Annotated in this window: 18 protein-coding genes and 1 pseudogene; 13 read left to right on the forward strand and 6 right to left on the reverse strand. The window is 65.4% G+C overall.

Annotated elements, in window-relative coordinates:
* Window positions 1–2 precede the first annotated feature (2 nt).
* The 9 genes and pseudogenes from xdhB to HMPREF9710_RS16955 all read left to right on the forward strand — a co-directional run bounded on the left by xdhB (window position 3) and on the right by HMPREF9710_RS16955 (window position 14,070).
* Window positions 3–2,327 (forward strand): xanthine dehydrogenase molybdopterin binding subunit, encoded by a 2,325-nt coding sequence (xdhB, locus tag HMPREF9710_RS16920; RefSeq protein ID WP_005668319.1) that lies wholly within the window; start codon window positions 3–5, stop codon window positions 2,325–2,327.
* Window positions 2,324–3,325 carry a xanthine dehydrogenase accessory protein XdhC gene (xdhC, locus tag HMPREF9710_RS16925; protein WP_005668321.1) on the forward strand — a complete coding sequence of 334 codons (1,002 nt, stop codon included), beginning with the start codon at window positions 2,324–2,326 and terminating at the stop codon, window positions 3,323–3,325. The genes xdhB and xdhC overlap by 4 nt, the downstream gene beginning before the upstream one ends.
* Window positions 3,325–4,641, forward strand: a complete 1,317-nt coding sequence (gene guaD, locus HMPREF9710_RS16930) for a guanine deaminase (RefSeq protein ID WP_005668322.1) — start codon at window positions 3,325–3,327, stop codon at window positions 4,639–4,641. The genes xdhC and guaD overlap by 1 nt, the downstream gene beginning before the upstream one ends.
* A gap of 72 nt (window positions 4,642–4,713) precedes the next feature.
* The gene (locus tag HMPREF9710_RS16935; protein ID WP_005668324.1) at window positions 4,714–6,207 is read left to right on the forward strand and encodes an adenosine deaminase family protein; all 1,494 of its coding nucleotides are present in this window, start codon (window positions 4,714–4,716) and stop codon (window positions 6,205–6,207) included.
* Window positions 6,208–6,718: 511 nt separating this feature from the next.
* Window positions 6,719–10,135: a TonB-dependent receptor gene (locus tag HMPREF9710_RS16940; protein WP_005668326.1), complete on the forward strand. Its 3,417-nt coding sequence runs from the start codon at window positions 6,719–6,721 to the stop codon at window positions 10,133–10,135.
* Between the two features lie 250 nt (window positions 10,136–10,385).
* Window positions 10,386–11,183 (forward strand): annotated as a pseudogene (locus HMPREF9710_RS29030) (metallophosphoesterase); the annotation flags it as partial.
* A gap of 177 nt (window positions 11,184–11,360) precedes the next feature.
* Window positions 11,361–12,023 (forward strand): bifunctional metallophosphatase/5'-nucleotidase, encoded by a 663-nt coding sequence (locus HMPREF9710_RS29035; protein ID WP_503826225.1) that lies wholly within the window; start codon window positions 11,361–11,363, stop codon window positions 12,021–12,023.
* A gap of 17 nt (window positions 12,024–12,040) precedes the next feature.
* Window positions 12,041–13,102, forward strand: coding sequence for a S1/P1 nuclease (locus tag HMPREF9710_RS16950; RefSeq protein WP_005668328.1), 1,062 nt, complete (start codon window positions 12,041–12,043; stop codon window positions 13,100–13,102).
* Window positions 13,103–13,194: 92 nt separating this feature from the next.
* Window positions 13,195–14,070, forward strand: coding sequence for a MipA/OmpV family protein (locus HMPREF9710_RS16955; protein WP_005668331.1), 876 nt, complete (start codon window positions 13,195–13,197; stop codon window positions 14,068–14,070).
* Window positions 14,071–14,120: 50 nt separating this feature from the next.
* On the opposite strand, the gene HMPREF9710_RS28845 is transcribed toward HMPREF9710_RS16955, so the two are convergent.
* From HMPREF9710_RS28845 to HMPREF9710_RS16985, 6 genes are all read right to left on the reverse strand, one after another.
* Entirely contained in the window at window positions 14,121–15,740 is a 1,620-nt protein-coding gene (locus tag HMPREF9710_RS28845) for a methyl-accepting chemotaxis protein (protein ID WP_005668332.1), read from the reverse strand.
* Window positions 15,741–15,994: 254 nt separating this feature from the next.
* Window positions 15,995–16,960, reverse strand: coding sequence for an ABC transporter permease (locus tag HMPREF9710_RS16965; protein ID WP_005668334.1), 966 nt, complete (start codon window positions 16,958–16,960; stop codon window positions 15,995–15,997).
* A gap of 3 nt (window positions 16,961–16,963) precedes the next feature.
* Window positions 16,964–18,058, reverse strand: a complete 1,095-nt coding sequence (locus HMPREF9710_RS16970; protein WP_005668335.1) for an ABC transporter permease — start codon at window positions 18,056–18,058, stop codon at window positions 16,964–16,966.
* Window positions 18,055–19,581 carry an ABC transporter ATP-binding protein gene (locus HMPREF9710_RS16975; RefSeq protein WP_005668337.1) on the reverse strand — a complete coding sequence of 509 codons (1,527 nt, stop codon included), beginning with the start codon at window positions 19,579–19,581 and terminating at the stop codon, window positions 18,055–18,057. Before HMPREF9710_RS16975 ends, HMPREF9710_RS16970 begins: the two co-directional genes overlap by 4 nt.
* 94 nt (window positions 19,582–19,675) lie before the next feature.
* Window positions 19,676–20,692 (reverse strand): BMP family lipoprotein, encoded by a 1,017-nt coding sequence (locus HMPREF9710_RS16980; RefSeq protein WP_005668339.1) that lies wholly within the window; start codon window positions 20,690–20,692, stop codon window positions 19,676–19,678.
* Window positions 20,693–21,057: 365 nt separating this feature from the next.
* Entirely contained in the window at window positions 21,058–21,996 is a 939-nt protein-coding gene (locus HMPREF9710_RS16985) for an alpha/beta hydrolase (protein ID WP_005668341.1), read from the reverse strand.
* A 189-nt stretch (window positions 21,997–22,185) separates the two neighbouring features.
* Between HMPREF9710_RS16985 and HMPREF9710_RS16990 the strand changes: the two genes are divergently transcribed.
* From HMPREF9710_RS16990 to pcp, 4 genes are all read left to right on the forward strand, one after another.
* Window positions 22,186–22,488, forward strand: coding sequence for a YciI-like protein (locus tag HMPREF9710_RS16990; protein WP_005668343.1), 303 nt, complete (start codon window positions 22,186–22,188; stop codon window positions 22,486–22,488).
* A 79-nt stretch (window positions 22,489–22,567) separates the two neighbouring features.
* Entirely contained in the window at window positions 22,568–23,284 is a 717-nt protein-coding gene (locus tag HMPREF9710_RS16995) for a DUF969 domain-containing protein (RefSeq protein ID WP_005668345.1), read from the forward strand.
* Window positions 23,281–24,237, forward strand: coding sequence for a DUF979 domain-containing protein (locus tag HMPREF9710_RS17000; RefSeq protein ID WP_005668346.1), 957 nt, complete (start codon window positions 23,281–23,283; stop codon window positions 24,235–24,237). Before HMPREF9710_RS16995 ends, HMPREF9710_RS17000 begins: the two co-directional genes overlap by 4 nt.
* Before the next feature lie 10 nt (window positions 24,238–24,247).
* On the forward strand, window positions 24,248–24,910 hold the full coding sequence (gene pcp / locus HMPREF9710_RS17005; RefSeq protein WP_040777297.1) for a pyroglutamyl-peptidase I: 663 nt from the start codon (window positions 24,248–24,250) through the stop codon (window positions 24,908–24,910).
* Window positions 24,911–24,914: the final 4 nt, after the last annotated feature.

The raw sequence follows: 24,914 nt of genomic DNA on the forward strand, positions 1-24,914 counted from the left end.
TCATGAACGATGCAGGCTTGAACCGCATGGACGCCTGGGCCGAAGTCGGCCGCGCACGCAAGCACGAATCCGCCGAGCTGCACGTGCGCGGCCAGGCCACCTATACCGACGACATCCTCGAGCTGGCCGGCACCCTGCACGCGGCACTGGGCCTGTCGGCGCGCGCGCATGCGCGCGTCAAGGCGATCGACCTGGCGAAGGTGTCCGCCAGCCGCGGCGTGGTCGCGGTGCTGACGGCGCGCGACATCCCCGGCCTGAACGATTGCGGCCCGATCGTCCACGACGATCCGATCCTGGCCGATGGCCTGGTCCAGTACGTCGGCCAGCCGATCTTCATCGTCGTCGCCGACAGCCATGACAACGCGCGCCGCGCGGCGCGCCTGGCCGTGGTCGACTACGACGACCTGCCGGCCATCCTCACGCCGCAGGCGGCGCGCGCCGCCGCATCCTACGTGCTGCCGCCGATGCGCCTGGCCCGCGGCGACGCGGCGCAGGCCTTTGCTCGCGCGCCGCACGTCGTCAGGGGCGAGCTGCACGTCGGCGGCCAGGAACAGTTCTACCTCGAAGGGCAGATCGCCTATGCGATCCCCGGCGAAGACCGCGGCATGCACGTGTACTGCTCGACCCAGCACCCGAGCGAGATGCAGCACGTGGTCGCGCATGCGCTGGGCCTGCACTCGCATCACGTGACGGTCGAGTGCCGCCGCATGGGCGGCGGCTTCGGCGGCAAGGAGTCGCAGTCGGCGCTGTGGGCCGCGGCGGCGTCGATCGCGGCCGTGCGCACCGGGCGCCCGGTCAAATTGCGCGCCGACCGCGACGACGACATGCTGGTCACGGGCAAGCGCCACTGCTTCCACTACGAGTACGAGGTCGGCTACGACGACGACGGCCGCATCCTGGCGGCGAAGGTCGACATGGTCACCCGCGCCGGCTATTCGGCCGACCTGTCGGGCCCCGTCGCCACGCGCGCGGTCTGCCACTTCGACAATGCGTATTATCTTTCCGACGTCGAGATCCGGGCCGCCTGCGGCAAGACCAACACCCAGTCGAACACCGCATTTCGCGGCTTCGGCGGACCGCAGGGCGCGATCGCCATCGAGTACGTGCTCGACGAGATCGCGCGCGAGCTGAGGCGCGATGCGCTCGACATCCGGCGCCTGAATTTCTATGGCAAGACCGAGCGCAACGTCACGCCCTTCGGCCAGGAGATCGTCGACAACGTGCTCCCCGAACTGGTGGCCGAGCTCGAAGCCGACAGCGATTATCGCGCCCGGCGCGCCGCCATCCTCGAGTACAACCGCGCCAGCCCGGTGCTCAAGAAGGGCCTGGCGCTCACGCCGCTCAAGTTCGGCATCGCCTTCAACGTCACCCACCTGAACCAGGCCGGCGCGCTGGTGCACGTCTACGTGGATGGCTCGGTCCTGGTCAACCATGGCGGCACCGAGATGGGGCAGGGCATCAACACCAAGGTGATGCAGGTGGTGGCGCACGAGCTGGGCGTGGAACTGGAAAGGGTGCGCGCCACCGCCACCAATACGTCCAAGGTCGCCAATACCTCGGCCACGGCGGCGTCGACCGGCGCTGACCTGAACGGCAAGGCGGCCCAGGATGCGGCGCGCACCATCCGCGCGCGCCTTGCCGATTTCGCCGCCGGCCAGTACGGCGGCGCGGCCAGCGAGGTGCGCTTCGCGGCCGGGACCGTGTTCGTCGCCGGCATGGCGCTGCCGTTCGAGGAACTGGTGGCCAAAGCGTATCTGGCGCGGGTGCAGCTGTGGTCCGACGGTTTCTATGCGACGCCCGGCCTGCACTGGGATCCGAAGACGATGAGCGGCCGGCCGTTCTCGTATTTCGCCTATGGCGCGGCGGTGTCCGAAGTCGTGGTCGACACGCTCACCGGCGAATGGAAGCTGCTGCGCGTGGATGCGCTGTACGACGCCGGCCGCTCGCTCAATCCGGCGATCGACATCGGCCAGGTCGAAGGCGCCTTCATCCAGGGCATGGGTTGGCTGACGACGGAAGAACTGTGGTGGAATCCGGCCGGCAAACTGATGACGCATGCGCCGTCCACCTACAAGATTCCGGCCGTCTCGGATTGTCCCGAAGACTTCCGCGTGCGCCTGTTCGACAACGCCAACGTCGAGGACAGCATCCACCGCTCGAAGGCGGTCGGCGAGCCGCCGCTGCTGCTGCCGTTCTCGGTCTTCTTCGCGATCCGCGACGCCGTCTCGAGCGTGGGCGGGCACCGTGTCAACCCGCCTTTGAACGCGCCGGCGACGTCCGAAGAGATCCTGAAGGCGGTCGCTTTCGTCGAGGCGGCGCGCGCATGACGAACGACTGGCTTGCCCCGCACGCGGGCGCGGCCGCCGTGCTGGTGACGGTGGCGGCCGTGAAGGGCTCGGTGCCGCGCGAACCGGGGGCGAAGATGCTGGTGCGCGCCGGGGATTTCGACGGCACCATCGGCGGCGGCCACCTCGAGCACCGGGCACTGGACATCGCGCGTGCGATGCTGCAGCTTGGCGAAGCGCGCCGCTTCGAGCGCTTTCCCCTTGGCCCGAGCCTGGGCCAGTGCTGCGGCGGCGTGGCCTGGCTTGCGTTCGAGCGCATGGAAGCCGAACAGATGGATATCCTGCGCGCGCGCCGCCACCAGGACACCTGGCGCCTGGTCGCCCTCGACGGCGCCAGCGAATGGACGCTGCTCGACGAAGCGGGCCGTCACCTCGCCGGTGCGGTCACGACGCCAATCCTTGCAGCGCAAGGCGATACGCGCGTGGTGGAGGGGGAGGGCCGCCGCCGCTGGCTGCTGGACGCCGTCCTCGCCCCGCGCGAGCACCTGATGCTGTTCGGCGCCGGCCATGTCGGCGCCGCCATCGTGCGCGCGCTGGCGCCCTTGCCGTGCCGCGTCACCTGGGTCGACGAACGCGACGACCTGTTCCCGCTTGACGTCCCCGCCAACGTGACGGTGGAAGCGACCGACACCCCGGAAGCACTGGCCGAACGCGCCGCCCCCGGGACCAGCTTCCTGGTCATGACTCACAGCCACGCGCTCGACCTGCGCCTGTGCCATGCAATCCTGTCACGCGCGCGCAGTGATTCCTGCAAGGATTGGTTCGGCCTGATAGGATCGAGTACCAAACGCAGCCAGTTCGAGGCGCGCCTGCGCGAACGCGGCATCGATGCCGCGCGCCTGGCCGATATGACCTGCCCGATCGGCCTGCCTGGCATCGACGGCAAGGCCCCGGCCGTGATCGCCGCCTCCGTCGCCGCCCAGCTGCTGTCCGTGTGGGAAGCCGCCCACTACCCTGAAGAACAACCGGAACTCTCGTAATGTCCACCGCATCATCCAATGTGCAAGCCTACCGTGCCAGCTTGCTGCACTTTCGCGCCGATCCGGCCTTCGACGACGGGGCCGCGCTGTGGCATGAAGACGGCCTGCTGATCGTCGAGGATGGCCGCGTCAAGGCCGCCGGCGACCATGCCGCGCTGGTTTCCACTTTGCCGCCCGGCCTGGAGCCGGTCGACTACCGCGGCAAGGTGATCGCCCCCGGCTTCATCGACACCCACCTGCATTACCCGCAGACCGACATGATCGCCTCGCCGTCGCCGGGCCTGTTGCCATGGCTGGAGACCTACACCTTCCCGAGCGAGCGCCGTTTCGAGGACCCGGCGCATGCGCGCGCGACCGCCGAGTTCTTCCTCGACGAACTGCTGCGCTGCGGCACCACCACCGCCGTGGTGTATTGCACCGTGCATCCGCAATCGGTCGACGCCTTTTTTGAGGCGAGCGAGGCGCGCAACCTGCGCATGGTGGCCGGCAAGGTGCTGATGGACCGCAACTGCCCGGACTTCCTGCGCGACCTCGAGGGCGACCTGGGGCAGAGCGAAGACCTGATCCACAAATGGCACAAGCGCGGACGGTCGCTGTACGCGATCACGCCACGCTTCGCCCCGACGTCGACCGACGTCCAGCTGCGCCTGACCGGCGAGCTGGCGGCGCGCCACCCGGACACCTTCATCCAGACCCACGTCTCGGAAAACAAGGACGAGTGCACCTGGGTGAGCGAGCTGTTCCCGCAGGCGCGCAGCTACCTCGACGTGTACGAGCGCTTTGGCCTGATGCGTCCGCGCGCATTGTTCGGCCACTGCATCTGGCTCGACGACGAAGACTTCGCGCGCATGGCGGCCACCGGGTCGGCCGCCGCCGTGTGCCCGACCTCGAACCTGTTCCTGGGCAGCGGCCTGTTCGACTTCGAACGCGCCGACAGCGCGCGTGCGCTGCTCTCGCTGGGCACCGACGTCGGCGCCGGCACCTCGTTCTCGATGCTGCAGACCATGAACGAAGCCTACAAGGTGGCGCGCCTGAAGGGCAGCTACCTGCCGGCGCTGCGCATGTTCTACCTCGCCACACTGGGCGCGGCGCGCAGCATGCGCCTGGACGACACGATCGGCAGCTTCCAGCCCGGCCTGGAAGCCGACTTCGTGGTGCTCGACCGCGAGGCGACGCCGCTGCTGGCGCGCCGCACCAGCTACGCCGATTCGCTGGAAGAACTGCTGTTCGCGCTGGCGCTGCTGGGAGACGACCGCACGATCGCCGCGACGTATTCGGGCGGACGCAAGGTGCATCAGCGCGCATTTGGCAAATGAGTCTGGCAATATTGCCAAGGGTGAACTAAGCAGTTAGAGTGGCGCGATTCCATCTCATCCAGAAAGCACACTATGCACAAGCTACTCTCCGGCAGCGCGCTGCTGGCGCTGGCCGTGGCCGGCGCTCCGGCCTGGGCCAAGGAGCCTGCCGCCAACGCCAATGAAGCGGCCACCGCCCGCCACTACGCGGGCCTGATCGCGGGCGAGCAGCCGAAGCTGTCCGAGCTGACGATGTTCTTCACGCAGATGCCGAAGGGCGGCGACCTGCACCACCATTATTCGGGTTCGGTGTATGCCGAGACCTATACCGAATTCGTCGACAAGCAGGGCTTCTGCATCAACACGCAGACGTATCGGATCGAGACCGACAAGGCAGTCGTCGCCGCCGAACGCGCGAAGCCGGCAGCCCAGCGTGCTTGCCGCTCGGGCGCCGAGGTGCGCGCCGACGAAGACACCTGGCGCGAAGTGGCCAAGCGCTGGTCGAACAGGGATTTCTACAACCACACCAACCTGCAGCCGGCGCCCGACCAGCGCTTCTTCCAGACCTTCGGCTACTTCGGCCCGGTGGCCAACGACAACCTGCGCGAAGGCCTGCTGGAGATCAAGGAGCGCGCGATCGCGGAAAACGTCGGCTACATCGAAACGATGTTCCTGCTGTCGCCCTTCATCGCCAATCCGGATTTCGACAGCCAGGCCTGGGCCACGGTGAACGACGACAAGGCGCTCGACGATGCGCTGCGCGCGAAACTGGCTGCGCTGGATAAAGACGCCGCCTTCAACAAGTCGATCGACGACTTCGTCCAGCAGATCCATGCCGCCTCCGAAGGCATCGACGACGAGCGTTTCACCATGCGCTACCAGAACTACACGCTGCGCCTGTTGAACCCGTCGCAGGTCTTCTCGGCCATGGTGTCGAGCTTCAAGGCGGCAGCCAAGGGCGGGCGCGTCGTCGGCCTGAACATCGTGGGCCAGGAAAGCACCCACGTCTCGATGCGCGACTATCTTCTCCACATGAAGATGTTCCGCTTCCTGAAGTCGGTCTACCCGGACGTGAAGGTGGCGATGCATGCGGGCGAACTGGCGCTGGGCGACGTGCCGCCGGAAGGCCTGAAGTTCCACATCGACCAGGCGCTGGCGGTGGCGGGCGCCGACCGCATCGGCCACGGCCTGGACCTGGCGCACGAGGCGAATGCCCCCGGCATCATGAAGACCATGCGCGAGAAGGACATCCCGGTCGAGATCAACCTGACCTCGAACGCCTTCATCAGCGGCGTGTCGACCACGAACCATCCGCTCAACCTGTACCGTAAATATGGCGTGCCTTACGTGATCTCGACCGACGATGCCGGCGTGACCCGTCACACGCTGTCGCATGAGTACGTACAGTTCGCCAGCCAGTTCAAGCCGAGCTACGCGGAAGTGAAGAAGGCCTCGTACAACAGCATCCGCTATGCCTTCTTGCCCGTGGCAGAAAAGCAACGGCTGACCCGACAACTGGATCAGCGTTACACGGAATTCGAGGCAAAGATCGCTGCCCTGGACGCCGCGGCCGTCCGTGCCAAATAAAGTGTGACATCCACGGCCCGGCGCCCGCCGGGCCACTACCTTGTCATGATTCTCCGGTGACTCTTTGGTAATAAGTTAATATAAAATTAACTTATGTCGCCTTCTCGCTACAAAAATCTTCGTTCCCTACGCACTTCCACTGAATTTTTATCAAAAAAATTCCGCTGGAGAACGCCGCACATATAATCCCGCCTTGTCATATTCCGGCTGGCAGCACTCCGATTATGTCGCGTAAAGACAACACATACGCGGTGATTTATACGTAAAAGCTCTGAATAACGAAGCCAAAACGAATTTGTCGGCTTGTTCAAAGCTCATGCATATTGGCGGAATTCCGCTGTATCTCATCACTCCGTCGTGTCACTTTGTTGAAACATTGTAACGATACAATCGCAGCCGCTTGCCGGCTGAAGCGCTGCCGCACCAAGCAAAAAATTCAAGCAGTAAATCGTAGGGGAGGGCGTCCGCCCGGGCGTCCAACAATAAATTGAAGTTCTTTTTGGGGTAATCAATGATCACTCAACAACAGATCCGGCTCACCAAATTGGCGCTGGCTTTGTCGGTTGCACTGGCGGCGTCGCCGTCGTTTGCACAGAACACCACGTCCGCCATCGGTGGCCGTATCTCGAACGCTGCGGGCGCACCAGCCGCCGGCGCCCAAGTGCAGATCCTGCACGTCGAGTCGGGTTCTGTCAGCAATGTCGTCACTGACGCGGAAGGCCGCTACACCGCGCGCGGCCTGCGCGTGGGTGGTCCTTACACCATTACCATCACCAAGGATGGCGTCACCCAGACCCGCAACGACGTCTACGTCGAGCTGGCGCAGACCGCGACCGTCGACGCGACCGTCGGCATCCAGACCGTGACCGTGGCCGGCTCGGCTGTTCGTTCGGAGATTTTCTCGAGCAACAACATGGGCTCGGGCACCTCGATCAGCAACACCGAACTGCAGACCCAGGCATCGATCCAGCGTAACCTGCAAGATTACGCACGTGCCGACCCGCGCGTGTCGCAGACCGACAAGGACCGCGGCGAACTGTCCGTGGCCGGCCAGAACTCGCGCTACAACTCGATGACCATCGACGGCGTCGCGATCAACGACACCTTCGGCCTGGAAGCGAACGGCAGCCCGACCGCACGCCAGCCGATCTCGATCGAAGCGATCCAGTCGGTGCAGGTCAACGTCGCCAACTACGACGTGACCCAGAAGGGCTACACCGGCGCCAACATCAACGCCGTGACCAAGTCGGGCACCAACACCTACAAGGGTGGCGTGTACTACGTGTTCCGCAACGACACCATGTCGGGCGACCGTTACAACCCGATCACCGACGTCTACAGCGAGCCGCCGAAGTCGAAGGAAACCACCAAGGGTATCTGGGCTTCCGGTCCCCTGATCCAGGACAAGCTGTTCATCTTCGCCCTGGCTGAAAACTATGAAAGCTCGCGTTCGAGCCCGGACTTCGGACCGATCGGCAGCGGCGCCGGCACCACCGTCGCCATCACCCCGGCAGCCATCTCCGAAGCCCAGCGCATCGCCCAGAGCGTCTACGGCGTCGACATCGGCAGCCCGACCGTTCCTAGCGGCTCGATGCTGACCTCGAAAGAGCGCATGGTGAAGTTCGACTGGAACATCACCGACGAGCACCGCGCCAACCTGCGCTACGCCAAGACCACCCAGGGCGAGCCGTTCTACCCGGGCTTCTCGGCCACCGGCGTCGGCCTGTCGTCGAGCTTCTACAACCAGGGCAAGGAGATCGAGACCGTCGTCGGCCAGATCTTCTCGGACTGGACCCCGACCTTCTCGACCGAGTTCAAGTTCTCGACCCGCGACTATGATTCGGTCCCGGTCAACGCGACCCGCACCCCATCGATCGGCCTGCAATTCTCGGGCGCGCTGCCAGCCGGCGCACCGGCCGGCCTGTCGACCGCCAACCGTTTCCTGAACTTCGGCACCGAGTTCAGCCGCCATAACAACGTCCTGCGCAACAAGACCAAGGACATGTATGCGGGCGCCAACTGGATCGTGGGCGACCATGAGCTGAAGTTCGGCGTCGACCAGACCAAGAACGAAGTCTATAACGCCTTCCTGCAGGGCATTAACGGCTCGTACACCTTCGCCTGCCTGGATTCGGCCGATACCAACTTCTACTCGTTCGGCGCGCTGACCTGCTCCGGCGCCTCGGCCGAGCGCATCCAGCAAGCCGTGCTCGAGAACTTCCAGCGCGGCCGTCCGCTGAGCTTCAGCCAGCAGCGCGCGCTGCCGGGCGCATCGCTGAACGACGCGATCGCCACGTTCGAAACCAAGAACACCGGCCTGTTCCTGCAGGACACCTGGGCTGTCAACGACCAGCTGACCCTGACCTACGGCGTGCGTTACGACCGGAACGATGTCGGCGGCGTCCCGCTGTACAACGCCGCTGCCGCCGCACCGATGGTTGCCGGCAACCCGGCCACCGGCGTCCGCCAGAGCGGCGGCTTCGGTCTGGACAACCGCCAGACCATCGACGGCACCGACCTGGTCCAGCCACGCGTGGGCTTCAACTACCGCTTCGACAAGGCGGAGCGTCCGACCCAGCTGCGCGGCGGCGTCGGCCTGTTCCAGGGCGCGGCAGCGACCGTCTGGATGTCGAACCCGTTCTCGGGCACCGGCGTGGCAACCGCCACCATCAGCTGCTCGGGCACCGGCGCGACCCGCTGCCCGACCACGGGCGGCCTGGCCAGCCTGGATCCGGACGCCCAGCCGGCGATTTCCGGCGCGATTCCGGCTGCTGACGTGAACTTCCTGGATCCGAACTTCCGCCAGCCGTCGATCTGGAAAGCCAACCTGGCGTTCGATACCGAACTGCCTTGGTACGGCATCGTGTTCGGCGCCGAAGCGCTGTACACCAAGAACAAGAACGGCATCTACTACGAGCACCTGAACCTGGGCGCGTCGACCCGCACCGGCACCGACGGTCGTGAGCTGTACTGGAACGCGGCCGGCTTGAACCAGAATAGCTGGGGCGTGTCGAACAACACCGCCAACGTGATCACCAGCGCCGGCGCACAGACTCGCTCGCTGAACAACCGCAGCTTCGGCAACGTGCTGGTGGCGCGCGATACCGACAAGGGCGATGCAAAAGTCCTGACCGCGTCGCTGTCGCGTCCAATGACCAAGGGCTTCGGCTGGTCGGTGGCTTACACCTACACCGATGCAACCGAAGTCTCGCCGCTGACCTCGTCGGTGGCCAACTCGAACTGGCGCGGTCGTTCGGTGTTCAACCCGAACGAAGAAGTCGCTGCAGCGTCGAGCTACGCCATCAAGAACCGCGTCAATGCGCTGGTCAACTTCCAGAAGAAGTTCTTCTCGAACTACAACACCCGCCTGGGCATCTTCTACGAAGGTCGTGAAGGTCGTCCATACAGCTGGACCATCAACAATGACCTGAATGGTGACGGCGAGTCGGGCAACGACCTGATGTACATCCCGACCGCGTTCGGTTCCGGCGAAGTCGTGTTCTACGGCGACACCGCGACCAACCATTCGAACGAGCAGCGTTTCTGGGACGTCGTCAACGCCAACAAGGGCCTGCACGGTTCGGCTGGTGGCGTCGTGAAGCGTAACAACAGCACCGCTGAGTGGGTCAACACCTTCGACGTGCGTATCAGCCAGGAAATCCCTGGCCTGTTCAAGCGCAACAAGGCGACCTTCACCCTGGACTTCATGAACTTCGGCAACCTGCTGAACAAGAAGTGGGGCCGTACCGAAGAGATCAGCTTCCAGTCGTCGGGCGGCATGGCGCGTAGCTTCGTCGACTACGCCGGTCTGGACAGCCAGGGTCGTTACATCTACGTCGTGCGCAACGACGTCGAGCGTCAAGACCTGAAGCAGTCGAAGGGCGAGTCGCAGTGGGCGATCCAGGCAACCCTCAAGTACGAATTCTAAGCAGGTCGAATTCGTAGCATGAGCTAGTCAAGAAACGGCCGGTGGAAACACCGGCCGTTTTTCTTTCAAAAATTGAGAAACCCAGCCGCCGTAAGGATTTCCTGCGCACAAGCCGCGTGGGATAATGTTGGCTGTCGAGTTCGCTCGAACTCCGTTTTTCCGGACCCGCCGTTCGCGCCGGTCCGCATCCACTAAAGGTGTTCCCATGATCGTTTCGCGCCGCGCATGCGCCAGTCTTTCCACCCTCACCATGGCGCTGCTGCTGGCCGGCTGCGTCAGCGCGCCCCAGGGGCCGGTCACCCTCAACCTCGTGTCGCTGAACGACTTCCACGGCAACCTCGAGCCGAGCCGCTACGTCCTCAAGCATGCGGACGGCAGGGAAGAAGTCATGCGCGCCGGCGGCGCCGAAGCGGTGGCCGCGGCCCTGCAGGCCTGGCGCAAGGAAGACAAGGACCTGCTGCTGGTGTCCACCGGCGACATCGTCGGCGCCAGCCCGGCGCTGTCTTCGCTGTGGGCCGACGAGCCGACCATCGAAGTGATGAACATGCTGAACCTGCGCGCCAGCGCGGTCGGCAACCATGAGTTCGACGGCGGCCGCAAGGAATTGCTGCGCCAGCAGAACGGCGGCTGCGATTCGCCGCATCCGACCCGCGCCTGCAAGCTCACCCCGAACTTCGGCGGCGCCAGGTTCACCTACCTCGGCGCCAACGTGATCGACTCGGCCACCGGCAAGCCGGTCATCCCGGGCTTCAGGATCGAAGACGTCAAGGGCATCAAGGTCGGCCTGGTCGGCGTGGTGCTGAAGGACACGCCGAACATGGTGGTCGCTTCCGGCATCGCCGGCCTGCGCTTCGGCGACGAGGCCGAGGCGATCAATGCCGCGCTGCCGGCCATGCGCGCCGCCGGCGCGCAAGTCATCGTGGCCCTGGTGCACCAGGGCGGCCGCACGGTGGAGTCGCCGCTGCAGGCCGGCTGCTCGCAGCTCAAGGGCGACATCGTCGACGTGGTGAAAAAGATCGACCCGTCGGTTAAGCTGGTGCTGACCGGCCACTCGCACCAGGGCTATCTGTGCAATGTGGATGGCCGCACCGTGACCCAGGCCGACACCGCCGGCCACCTGCTCACCCGCGTGTCGATGCAGGTCGAGCCGAAGACCGGCGCGGTGAGCAACCTGGTCGTGAAGAATGTGGTGATGAAGCCGGGCGAGTACCCGGCGGACCCGAAGATGACGGCCTTCGTGGCGCAGGTGAAGGAGCGCAGCAAGGAAGCCCTGAATCGCCCGATCGCCAGGGTGGTCGGGGCGCCCGTGCTGCGCAGGACCAACGATGCAGGCGAATCGGTGCTGGGTAATATGATCGCCGATGCGGCCCTCGATTCGGTCCGTCACCTGGGCGCGCAACTGGCCTTCATGAACAATGGCGGCATCCGCCGCGACCTCGAGGCCGGCGCTGACGGTACGGTGGCCTTCGGCCAGGTCCAGGTGGTGCTCCCATTCGGCAACACGACGGTCGTGATGGACCTGACCGGCGCCCAGATCCGCGCCCTGCTGGAACGCCAGTGGGCCGACGGCGTCGATTCGAATTCGTCGGTGCTGCAGATTTCCGAGGGCTTCAGCTATGCCTGGGACCCGAAGCGTCCGGCGGGCAGCCGCCTGGTCCCGGGCAGCCTCAGGCTGAACGGCAAGGAGATGCAGGACAACGCCACCTACCGCATCGCCACCAACAACTTCCTGGCCGAAGGCAGCGACGGTTATCCGGAGTTCGGCAAGGGCACGGCGCGCGTCGACACCGGCATGCGCGACCTGGACGGCTTCATCGCTTACCTGAAGAAGATCGAAGGGCAGGGCGCGATGGCGCCAGCGGCTCCGCGCATCCGCAAGGTCAACTGAATCAACAAGGAATCACCATGAAAAAACTCGCATGCGCGCTGGCGCTGACCGGCGTCTTCGCATCGGTGGCCGCGCCCGACGCCGCCGCCTGGGGCCGCGACGGCCACCGCGCCATCGGCGCCATCGCCGACCGCCTGCTCAAGGGCAGCAACGCGCAAAAGGAAATCGCGCAGCTCTTGCAGCCGGGCGAATCGCTGGCGTCGATGGCCAGCTGGGCCGACTGCGTCAAGGGCACCTATTGCGGCCCGCAAACGCCCGAGATGATCGAGTACGTGGCCGCCAATCCGCGCCACAGCGAATACCACTACACCAATGTGCCGTTCCAGCTGGACCACTACCATGAACACGGCGTGGGCACGAGCGAGGTCGACATCGTGCAGACGCTGGAGCAGTGCATCGCCGTCCTGCAAGGCAATACCGACCCTGCCCTGAACCCGCACAAGTTCACCAAGCGCCAGGCCCTGATCCTGCTGACCCACTTCGCCGGCGACATCCACCAGCCGCTGCACGTGGGTTCGGCTTTCGTTTCCAAGGACGGCCAGTTCGTGGTGCCGAAAGACCGCGCCGAGATCGACGAGACCCTGGTCTTCGACTCGCGCGGCGGCAACAACCTGCTGCTGGATAACGAGCGCCTGTCGGCCCTGTCGGCCGGCGTGATCCCGGCCGGCGAGCCAATCGTCGTCAAGGAAGGCGTGCCGGCGGCGCTGACCAAGCCGTTCCACTCCTACTGGGACAGCACCACGGTCGATTACGCCTTCCGCCGCATCAAGACCCGCACGCCGGAGCAGTTCGCCGACGTCGCGGTCGCCAGCCGGCCACAGATCAAGCGGGCGCAGGGCGATGTCTCGACCTGGCCGGTGCAGTGGGTCGAGGACGGCCTGGTGTCGGCCAAGCTGGCCTACAAGGACGTGACACCTGGAAAGCTGACCCCGCAGACCAGCAAGAAGGGCGAGACCTATTACACCTTCGCGCTCGAAGTGCCGCAGAACTACCCGGTGCCGAGTTCGGAGATCGCCAAGACCCAGCTGATCAAGGGCGGCTACAACCTGGCGGCGATGCTGCAGGCGATCTGGCCGTAATTTTGCGCCGCGCCGATCCCCGGTCGCGTATGGCGCATTTTTTTCGTGGCCTCGGCTAGAATCGCGTCATCCCGACCAGATTCCGAGGCCACATGCATCCCACCCTCAAGGCCGCTATCGCGGCCGCATGCCTGATTCCCTCCCTCCACGCCAGCGCGCAGTCGCCCGAACTGGCGCCCGCCTCGGCCGGTTTGCCGCTCTGGGAATTCGGCGTGGGGGCCTTCGGCCTCACGGCGCCGGCCTATCCCGGCGCCGACGATCGCAACAACCGCGTCCTGCCCGTGCCCTACCTGCTGTACCGCGGCGAAGTGCTGCGCGCCGACCAGTCGGGCATCGGTGCGCGCCTGTTCCGTTCCGACCGGCTCGAGTTCGACGTCGGCCTGGCCGGCGCCTTGCCATCCGATTCCGACGACGTCGAGATCCGCGCCGGCATGCCCGACCTGGGAGCACTGTTCGAATTCGGTCCACGCCTGAAGATCCGGGTGGCCGATTTCGACGAGCGCAGCCGCCTGCGCGCGGAGCTGCCGCTGCGCGCCGTGATCGAGGCAAGGGGAGGGCTGCGGCGCCAGGGCTGGACCTTCGAGCCCAAGCTGGCGTATGAGACGCGTGGCGAACGCGGGCTGTGGAGCGTCGAGGGGAATGTCTCGGTCGTGTTCGGCGACAAGCGCATCAACCGCTATTTCTACGAGGTGCAGCCGCAGTATGCGAACGCGTCGCGCGCCGCTTATGGCGCCGACGCCGGCCTGATGCTGACCCGCGTCGGCCTGTTCGCCACGCGCCAATTGAATCCGGATGTGCGCCTGTTCGGCTTCGTGCGCTTCGAATCGTATGCGGGCAGCGCCAACCGCGACAGCCCGCTGCACCTCAAGAACACCGGCACCTCGGCCGGCATCGGCTTTGCCTGGACCCTGGCGCGCTCGAGCCGCCGCGCGGCCGGCTATGAGCCGGTCGATCCGGTCACGCGATAAAAAAACGCCGGGACCAGCCCGGCGTCAAACGAAGACACGAATCGTCGGCGTCAGGCCGCCTGGCGCATCGCCAGGGCCGGACGGCCGGCGTTCTTGAGCGCAGGACGGCCGGCAGCCGCTTCGGGCTCGAAGCGGAAGGTCGACACCAGCTGCGCCAGCAATTGCGCCTGTTCGCGCATCGAGGTCGAGGCAGCCGCCGCTTCTTCCACCAGCGCCGCGTTCTGCTGCGTCACCTGGTCCATCTGGGCGATCGCCTGGTTCACCTGCTCGATGCCGGCCGACTGCTCCTGGCTGGCCATGGCGATGCCCGACATGATCGCGGTGACGCGGCCGATGCTGTCCACGATTTCCTGCATGGTCGCGCCGGCATCCGACACCAGGCGGCTGCCTTCCTCGACCTTGGCGCTCGAGTCGCCGATCAGGGTCTTGATTTCCTTGGCCGCCGCCGCCGAACGCTGGGCCAGGTTGCGCACCTCGCTCGCCACGACCGCGAAGCCGCGGCCCTGTTCGCCGGCGCGCGCCGCTTCCACGGCCGCATTCAGCGCCAGGATATTGGTCTGGAAGGCGATGCCGTCGATGACCGAGATGATGTCGACGATCTTCTTCGACGAATCGTTGATCGCGTCCATGGTCTGCACCACGCGGCCGACGGTCTCGCCGCCGCGGCCCGCCACTTGCGAGGCGGTCTGCGCCAGCGCATTGGCTTCGCGCGCATTGTCGGCGTTCTGCTTCACGGTCGAGGTCAGTTCTTCCATCGACGACGCGGTCTCTTCCAGCGCGCCGGCCTGCTGCTCGGTGCGCGACGACAGTTCGAGGTTGCCGGCCGAAATCTGGTCGGCCGCTTCGACGATGGTCTCGGTGCCGCTGCGCACCTGGCCGACGATGCCCACCAGGTTGTCGTTCATGTCCTTCAGGGCGCCCATCAGCACGCCGGTTTCGTTGCTGCCCTGGGCGACGATGCGGCTGCTCAAGTCACCGGTTGCGACGGTCTGGGCCACGGCCACGGCTTCTTCCAACGGCGCGGTGATGCGGCGGCCGATCCACCAGGCGAAGGCGGCGCCGGCCACCAGGGCGATCGCGGCCAGGGTCAGCTGCAGGTTCAGGCTGGTCTTGAAGCCGTCATCGATCGACTGCGCATCGGCTTCGACCACCTTCTTCTGGTACTCGACGATCGCGCGCAGGCTCTCGATGTACGACTTCACACGCGGCAGCATGTCCTTGGCCAGGAATTCGCGCACCGCTTCGTCGTCGCCGGCCGCTTTTTTCTCCAGCACGCTCTTGCGCGCGGCGCGGTAGCCTTCGCGCTGCTCGTCGACCTTGTCGAACAGGGCCATCGCCGCGGCGTCGTCCTTCAGGCTTTCGATCAGGCCCTTGTGCAGCACGTCCGAACGCTTGGACGAGGAGGCGATATCGTCGAGGAAGTATTTCTCGTCGGCGGCGTCAGCCATCTTGATGGCGGCGATCGTGCGCGCCGCATTGGTTTCGATGATGGCCTGCCATTCCTGCAGCATGGCCAGACGCTCCATGCTTTCGGTGGTCAGCCTGTCGGTCAAGTCTTCCGCCTTCTTGGTCTGGATCAGGCCGATGCCGACCAGGATCAGCATTGCCGCAAGCAGGGTAGCGAAGCCGCCGAACAGGAGGCTGCGCAGCTTGATGTTCTCGATTGCCATAAGTTTCCTATAGAGAAAATTTGCATGTCAACGACCATGGTCTGTTCGTTGCCATACGGAAAGTCGGTATTTTCTCAGACTGGACAGCAATTTCCGAACAAGATTGCATTTTGTATGCCAAATTTCTTGATATGTGTGGCAATGCAGTCACGTTCACTTGTCATCACAACAAGTGATAGCTGATTTCGCGCTGCGAGGCGGGGCAGGGAAGGAGAAAACGCCTGCCCGCGAACGCGGGCAGGCGAAGGTATTGCTCAGCGCGACTTGACGAAGGGTTTGCCCAGCGCTTTCGGCGCCACCGACTTGGCCATCAGGCCAGCCAGCACGACCACGGTGACGATGTACGGGATCATCTGAATCAGCGAGCCCGGGATGCGGCCCACGACCGGCAGGTCGACGCCTTCGATCTGGATCTGCACCGCGGCGAAGAAGCCGAACATCATGCAGCCGAGCACCGTGTGCAGCGGACGCCAGTTGCCGAACACCAGGGCGGTCAGCGCCAGGTAGCCGGCGCCGGCCGACATGTCGCGCAGGAAGAAGCCGCTCTGGACGATCGACAGGTAGGCGCCCGAGAACGAGCACAGCACGCCGGCGATGATCATCGCCGTGTAGCGGGTGCGCTGGACCGAGATGCCGGCGGCGTCGGCCGCGTGCGGATTCTCTCCGCAGGCGCGCAGGCGCAGGCCGAAGCGGCTGTGGAACAGCACCCAGTGCACGATCGGCAGCAGGGCGAAGGCGAAGTACACCAGCGGCGAGTGGCCGCCGATCAGGCGCGTCCAGACCCAGCCCAGGCCGGGGATGTCGGCCACCAGGTCGGAACCCGGCAGCACCACGGTCGACAGGCGCGCCTCGCCCAGGTCCGGCGTACGGCCGCCCTGCTGGAAGAAGTACTGGGCCACGACAAAAGTCAGGCCGCTCATCGCGATATTGATGGCGATGCCCGCCACCAGCTGGTTGCCCTTCTGGGTGATCGAGACGAAGGCCTGCACCAGGGCCAGTGCGACTGATGCGAGGATGCCGGCGGCGATGCCGATCCACGGGTCCTGGTAGGTGTAGGCGACGCCGGCCGAGACGAAGGCCGAGGCCAGGATCTTGCCCTCGAGGCCGATGTCGACCACGCCGCTGCGTTCGGCGAACAGGCCGGCCATGGCCGCGAAGATCAGCACCGGCGCGTTGCGGATGGTGGAGACGACGATGCTGGCGAACTGGAAGTCTTCCATGGCTTATCCCTTGCTACGACGAGTGGCGTTGATCAGTTTCAGCAGCGCCGGTCCATACATGTTTTCCATGGCGCCGCAGAACAGGATGATCAGGCCCTGGATGAAAATGAAGGTCTCTTGCGGGATGTTCGGCTTTTCCAGCGACAGGTCGAAGCCGCCCTGGATCAGCGCGCCGAACAGCACCGACGACAGCAGGATGCCGACCGGATGCTGGCGGCCCATCAGCGCGATCGCGATGCCGATGAAGCCGGCGCCGGCCGGGAAGTTCAGGCTCAGGTAGTGGGTCGAGCCGAGGATCGAGTTCACCGCCGCCAGGCCGGCCAGGGCGCCCGAGATCAGCATCGCGACGATGATGGTGCGGCTGATGCGCACGCCGGCGTAATGGGCGGCGTGGGCGTTCAGGCCGGTCGCCTGCAGCTTGTAGCCCCAGCTCGAACGCGACACCGCCACCCAATAGACCACCAGCGCGACCAGGGCCAGGATGAAGGCCAGGTTGAGCGGCGTGTTCTCGCCGAAGAACGGCAGCCAGGTCGACAGCTGCGGGATCGCCGCGGCGTCCGAGAACACGCGGCTGGCCGGGTTCTGGTCGCCCTCGGGGATCATGTACTTGACGATGATGAAATTCATCAGGCCGGCGGCGATGAAGTTGAACATGATGGTCGTGACCACCACGTGGCTGCCGCGCCTGGCCTGCAGGTAGCCGGGCAGGAAGGCCCAGGCCGCGCCGAACAGGGCGCTGGCGACGATCGCCAGCGGGATCAGGAGCCAGGCGGAGAGCGAGGCGTCGAACGCCAGCATCGCCAGGGTCAGGCCCAGGCCGCCCAGGTACATCTGGCCTTCGGCGCCGATGTTGAACAGGCCCGCCTTCATCGCGATCGACACGGCCAGGCCGGTGAACACGAACGTGGAGGCGTAGAACAGCGTATAGCTCAGGCCTTCCGGATTGATGACGGCGCTGTTGACGAGGATCTGCAGCGATTCGACCGGGCTTTCGCCCAGCAGGTGGATGACCAGCGCGGCGACCAGCAGCGCGGACAGCAGGTTCAGGACCGGCAGGACGAAGCCCGAGGCCCAGCGTGGGAGTTCAGTCGTTTTCATGATTTGTGCATCCCGCCCATCAGGAGGCCGATGCGGGTGGTGTCGAATTCGTCAATATGGAGTTCGCCGGTGACGCGGCCGCCCGACATCACGACGATGCGGTCGCTGAGTGCGCGCACTTCTTCCAGCTCGGTCGACACCAGCAGGATGGCCACGCCTTCGTCGCGCAGGCGCAGCAGCTGGGTGTGGATGCTCTCGATGGTGCCGATGTCGACGCCGCGGGTCGGCTGGCCGACCAGCATCAGCTTCGGCGCGGCCGACACTTCGCGCGCGATCACGACCTTCTGCTGGTTGCCGCCCGAGAGCAGGCCGATGCGCACATTGGGGTCTTTCGGGCGCACGTCGAATTGCTCGAGCAAGCCGGCGCAGCGTTTGGCGATGGCGTCGAAGTCGAACAGGCCGCGCTTCGTGACGCGGTCCTGGTAGCCGAACACGGTGTTCTGCATGACCGAGAAATCCTTGATCACGCCGTCGCGCAGGCGGTCTTCCGGCACGTGGCCGATGCCGAGGTCACGAAATAGGGCGGGCAGGCCGTCGGCGTTGGCGCGGCCGGCGAAGGGCAGCGGCGCGCCTTCCATCGTCACCTTGCCGGAAGTCGGCAGGCGCATGCCCGCCAGGATTTCCATCAGCTCGCTCTGGCCATTGCCCGAGACGCCCGCGATGGCGACGATCTCGCCGGCGCGCACGTTGAGGGCAATGTCGGCCAGCAGCTGGACGCCGTTGGCGTCCTTCAGTTGCAGGTTCTCCACCTGCAGCACCGGCGCGCCGGGGGCGTGCGGTTTGCGCGGCAGGTTGCCCTCGATCGGGCGGCCCACCATCATGTTCGCGAGCTGCTCCTTCGAGGTGTCGCGGGTGGCGACGGCGCCGGCCACGCGGCCAGCGCGCATCACCGTCACCTGGTCGGTGATCTCCATGATCTCGCCCAGCTTGTGGGTGATCAGGATGATGGTCTTGCCCTGTTCCTTGAACAGTCGCAGGATGTCGAACAGCGAGGCGATCTCTTGCGTGGTAAGCACCGCGGTCGGCTCGTCCAGGATCAGGATCTCGGCGCTGCGGTAGATCTGCTTGAGGATCTCGACCCGCTGCTGGGCGCCGACCGACAGGGTCGAGATGACCGCCAGCGGATCGACGTCGAGGTGGTAGCGGGCGCAGATCTCGCGCAGCTTGGCCTCAAGCTCGGTACGCTTCTTCGCCAGCTTGAAGCCGCCCTCGGCGCCGAGCATCACGTTATCGAGCACGGTCATGTTCTCGACCAGCATGAAGTGCTGGTGGACCATGCCGATGCCCAGGTCGATCGCCTCCTGGCTGGAGCGGATCTTCTGCTCGGCGCCGTTGATGACGAGCTGCCCGCTGTCGGCATGGTAGTAGCCGTACAGGATGCTCATCAGGGTGGATTTGCCGGCGCCATTTTCGCCGATCACGCCATGGATCGAGCCCTTGGCGATCGAGAAGCTGACGTCGGCGTTCGCCTGCACAGGCCCGAAGGCCTTGCTGATGTTGCGAAATTCTACGGCTGGCTGCATTGCGATCTGTCGTAAATATGAGTGTGCTTATCATTCAAAAGCGCGCCGGGCCGGTTGAAGCCGGCGCGGCGCGCTTTGAATGGGAATGAAAAGATCAGACCGGGCAGCTGCTGCCTGCGCGGTAATCGATGACCTTGATCTTGCCGTTGATGATGTCCTGGCGCACGGCGTTGACGCGCTTTTCGATCTCGGGCGTGACCACCTTGCGGTTGTCCTTGTCCAGCACCCAGTCCACGCCGCCTTCCTTCAGGCCCTTGTAGTGCACGCCAGCCTTCCAGCTGCCGTTCTTGACGGCCATGAAGGAGTCGTACACGGCCACGTCGACGCGCTTGACCATCGAGGTCAGCATGGTGCCCGGATGCATGTAGTTCTGGTTCGAGTCGACGCCGATCGCCAGCTTGCCGCGTTCCTTGGCGGCCTGCAGCGTGCCCATGCCGCTGCCGCCGGCCACCGCGAACACGACGTCGACGCCGCGCGCGAACTGCGCGCGCGCCAGCTCGCCGCCCTTGGCCGGGTCGTTCCAGGCGGCGGCGGTGGTGCCGACCATGTTCTGGACGATCTCGATCTTCGGCGCCTGGGCCTTGGCGCCCTGGCCGTAGCCGCAGGCGAAGGCGCGGATCAGCGGGATGTCCATGCCGCCCACGAAGCCGAGCTTCTTGGACTTGGAGGCCATGGCGGCGGCCACGCCGACCAGGTAGGAGCCTTCCTGTTCCTTGAACATCACCGATTCGATGTTCGGGCCTTGCGCGACGCTGTCGATCAGCACGAAGCGCACGTTCGGGAATTCACGGGCGACCTTCTGCACGGCCTGGGTTTGCGAGAAACCGATGGCGGCGATCATGTCGACCTTCTTGCGCGCCAGGCCGCGCATGACCTGCTCGGCCTGGGTATCGCTATTGGCCTGGACTTCGAACACCTTGACGCCGGTCTCTTTGGTGAAGCGCTGCAGGCCTTCGAAGGCCGACTGGTTGAACGATTTGTCGAATTTGCCGCCCGCATCGTAGACCATGCCGAGCTTCGGCTGCGCGATCGGACCTGCTGCCGGCGCGGCCAATGCACTGCCTGCGACGCACAGCGCCGCGATGGTCATGCTGAGTTGCTTAAATTTCATCAATGGGCTCCTGGAATAGCGATATTGTACCCGCGGCATGGTGGCCGATGGTAAGGGCTGCGCAATTGCGACCTCGAGCGACATGGCGGGGACGGCACTTCGCGCTGTGCGATTGTGTCAGTCCGGCGATCCGCAGGAAGTTACGGTTTGTATCTGGCGACTATTTTCTCAGCAGAAGGGCATGCGTGTAGCACGGCCACAACAGGCTGGGAGGGTCGATCTGGCTGAAGTGAGCAAATCATGAGCAAACTCACGCCATTTCAGCGCAAGCTGTCAAATATGCATCAACCTGCAAGTTGATGACAAATACGATTTTACTTGCCAATTTATTCGTTGGAAATATAACTGCTGACAACTTTCAGCAATTATTTTGTCGCGAGGACGAAATCGGCGGGCGTCGGCACCGCCTCGGCGGGTGGTTCGGCGGTGGCGACCGCGTCGGCAACGGCCGCCGCGGCGGCCGGCGTCACCGGCTGGCTGAACTGGCGCGTGAGAAAGCCCGCGATCATGTCCTGGGTCGATGCCAGGTAGGGGATGTTCATGTGGTCGGAGTCGGGCACGATGTCGTCCGCCACCAGCTGGCCCAGCTTGGCCACCAGCAGGTCGGTATGCGTGTGCGGCACCACGTCGTCGCTGGCCGCGCGCAGCACATAGGTCGGCGCCTTGAGCGAGGGCGCGTACTTGATCGACTCGAAGCGGTGCTGCAGCATGTACTCGATCGGCATCACGCGGAAGCGTCGCTTGGCGATCGCCAGGATCGAATCGTAGGGCGTGATCAGGACCACGGAATGGGCGGGCCGCTCCTTGGCGACCTGCACCGCGACGCCCGAACCCAGGCTGCGGCCGACCACGGCGATGCGGTGCGGATCGACCTGGCCGCGCGTGGCGAGCCAGTCGTACAGCAGGCAGCCGTCTTCGATCATGTGGATCTCGGCCGGCACGCCCTGCGATTCGCCATAGCCGCGGTAGTTCATCGCCAGCACGGTCATGTTGGGAAACAGCTTGCCCGCATCGCGCACGACCCAGGACACTTCTTCGGAACGGCCGCCGAAATACAGCACCGCCGGGCGCGGACCGGGAATGGTCGGGGTCATCAGCCAACCCGAGAGGCGGGTGCCGTCGTTGGCGCGCAAGACCACGGGACGGGTGCGGTGGCCGCTGCTGCGCGGGCTTTTCACCTCGCGCTCGAGCGTCGGATTGAAGACCAGGCGGCGCTGGTTGGCGGCGACGGCCGCCGTCAGCCCCAGCCACAGCATGCTGGCAAAGCCCGTGATCCCCGCCGCCATTTTCTTCGACATATCCATGACTGACAGTCTACGCCAGCCGCTGAGTTTTGTTTTGTGTGATGCCTCTCACTGTCGGGCGGGCCATGCGAAACGGGTCAAGAAGTTGTTTTAAACCAACATCGAGCGCTGCCGTCGTGCTGGTGCCGCCGTCGGGCGATTGCGGGTACGATGTACGTTCACATTCATCCAAGCCATCCTGGAGACGCCGTGCATTACCTGCTCACCTATGACCTCGCCCCCGACTACCTCGAACGCCGCGGCGAATTCCGCGACGAACACCTGAAGCTGGCCTGGGAAGCGCAGGAACGCGGCGAACTGGTGCTGGCCGGCGCGCTGGCCGAGCCGGCCGATCATGCGGTGCTGGTCTTCGATTGCGAGACGGCCGAACCGGTCCAGCTGTTCGCGGCGCGCGACCCCTACGTCACCCATGGCCTGGTGCGCGCCTTCCACGTGCGCCAGTGGAATACGGTGGTCGGTGACCTGGCGGGCAATCCCGTACGGCCTGCCTGAATCGCCGCCTGAGTTCTTGCCGAATTAACACACAAGATCGGGTAACATCCTCGGCTTGTCGAACATTGCCGGGGAATCCATGCAATCTGCTGTCAATCTGTGGCCACTGCTCGGCGTGGTCGTCGTCGTCGCCGGCTTTTTGCTGCGCGCCAATCCGGTGCTGGTCGCCGTCGCCGCCTGCGGCGTGACGGGCGTCGCGGCCGCCATGCCCGTCATGGCCCTGCTCGAGTCGCTCGGCGCCGCCTTCGTCAAGACGCGCAACCTGCCGTTGATCCTGTTGCTGCCGCTGGCCGCGATCGGTCTGCTGGAGCGCTTCGGCCTGCGCGAACAGGCGCAATCGGTGATCGCGAAGGTGCGCTCTGCCACCGCCGGCCGCCTGTTGATCGTCTACCTGTTCGCGCGCGAGAGCACCGCCGCGATGGGGCTGACCAGCCTGGGCGGCCATCCGACGATGGTGCGGCCACTGGTCGCGCCGATGGCCGAGGCGGCTGCGGAAGCGCAGCACGGCAGCCTGCCCGCACGCGTGCGCCATCGCATCCGCGCCATGTCGGCCGCCACCGACAATATCGGCCTGTTCTTCGGCGAAGACATCTTCGTCGCCTTCGGCGCCATCGTCCTGATGCACACGATCCTGCAGGCCGAGGGCATCGAGGTCAATCCGCTGCACATCGCGCTGTGGGGCATCCCGACCGCGATCACCGCCTTCGTGATCCATGCCTGGAACCTGCGCCGGCTCGATGCCGAGATCAGGCGCGAGGTCGGGCGTGACGTGTCGGCGGCGAAGGAGGCGGCATGACCCTCACCATCGACCATTTCTACATCCTGGTCGGCCTCCTGCTCGCCAGTGTCGCCATCATGAACCTGGTGGACCGCAGCAATCCGCGCCGCCATACCACCGCGTTGTTCTGGGGCCTGTATGCCCTGCTGTACCTGGCCGGCGAGCGCATGCCGCCGGCGGCGGTCGGCGCCCTGATGATAGGCATGGCGCTGCTGGCCGGCTTTGGCGGCGTCAAGGCCGGCGCGCCGAAGGCGCTGGAGCCGGAGGCGCGCCGCGCCAGCGCCGCGCGGCTCGGCAACCGCATCTTCATCCCGGCCTTGCTGCTGCCGCTGGTGACCGTGATCGGCGCCACCGTGCTCAAGGACGTTCACATTGGCGGCCTGCCCATGCTCGACCCGGCCCACCTGACCCTGGTCAGCATGGGCTGCGGCGCGGTCGTGGCCCTGGCTGCCGCCTGCTGGCTGACGCGCGCGACGCCGCTGCAGGGCGTGCGCGAGGCGCGGCGCCTGGTCGACGCCATGAGCTGGGCGGTGGTGCTGCCGCACATCCTGGCGGTGCTGGGGCTGCTGTTCTCGGAAGCCGGCGTCGGCAAGGCGGTGGCGCACCTGACGACCACCTATATCGGCATGGATTCGGCATTCGTCGCGGTGGCGGTGTACTGTATCGGCATGGCGCTGTTCACCATCGTGATGGGCAACGGCTTCGCCGCCTTCCCGGTGATGGCGGGCGGCGTCGGCATTCCGGTGCTGATCGGCGTGTATGGCGCCAATCCGGCCGTGATGGCGGCGATCGGCATGTTCAGCGCCTATTGCGGCACCCTGATGACGCCGATGGCGGCCAACTTCAATATCGTGCCGGCGGCGCTGCTCGACCTGCCCGACAAGAACGCGGTGATCCGCGCCCAGATACCGAGCGCGCTGCCGATCCTGATAGCGAATATCTTCCTGCTGTATTTTTTGATGAACCTGTGAGGCCACGATGATCAAGACCGTACTGCTTACCGGCTTCGAGCCGTTCAATGGCGCCAGCATCAACCCGGCCTGGGAAGCGGTGCGCGCGCTCGAAGGCTGGGAAGGCGAGGTGGGGGAACATCGCTTCCGGGTCGAGGTGCGCCAGTTGCCCTGCGTGTTCGGGCAGGCGATCGAAGACCTGGTGGCGATGGTCGACGAGCTGCATCCGGATGTCGCGATCGCCGTCGGCCAGGCCGGCGGACGGCCCGACATCTCGGTCGAGCGCGTGGCGATCAACGTCGACGATGCGGCGATCCTCGACAACGGCGGCCAGCAGCCGGTGGATGCGGCGATCGCGGCCGACGGTCCCGCCGCCTATTTCTCGACCTTGCCGATCAAGGCCATCGTGCGCGCGCTGCGCGAGAAGGGGTTGGTGGCCGGCGTGTCGCAGACCGCCGGCACCTTCGTGTGCAACCATGTGTTCTATGGATTGATGCACCATGCGGCGCGCCAGCCGCAGCCAATGAAGGCCGGTTTCATCCACGTGCCTTTCCTGCCGGAGCAGGCCGCGGCGCGGTCGGATGCGCCGCCGTCGATGGCGCTGGACGACATCATCGCCGGCATCAAGCTGGCGGTGGAGGTGACCGTGAGCATCGAGGCCGACGTGCGCGAAACGGGCGGCGCCACGCACTGAACTT

The organism is Massilia timonae CCUG 45783 (genome assembly GCF_000315425.1).
GTDB classification, from domain to species: Bacteria; Pseudomonadota; Gammaproteobacteria; order Burkholderiales; family Burkholderiaceae_D; genus Telluria; species Telluria timonae.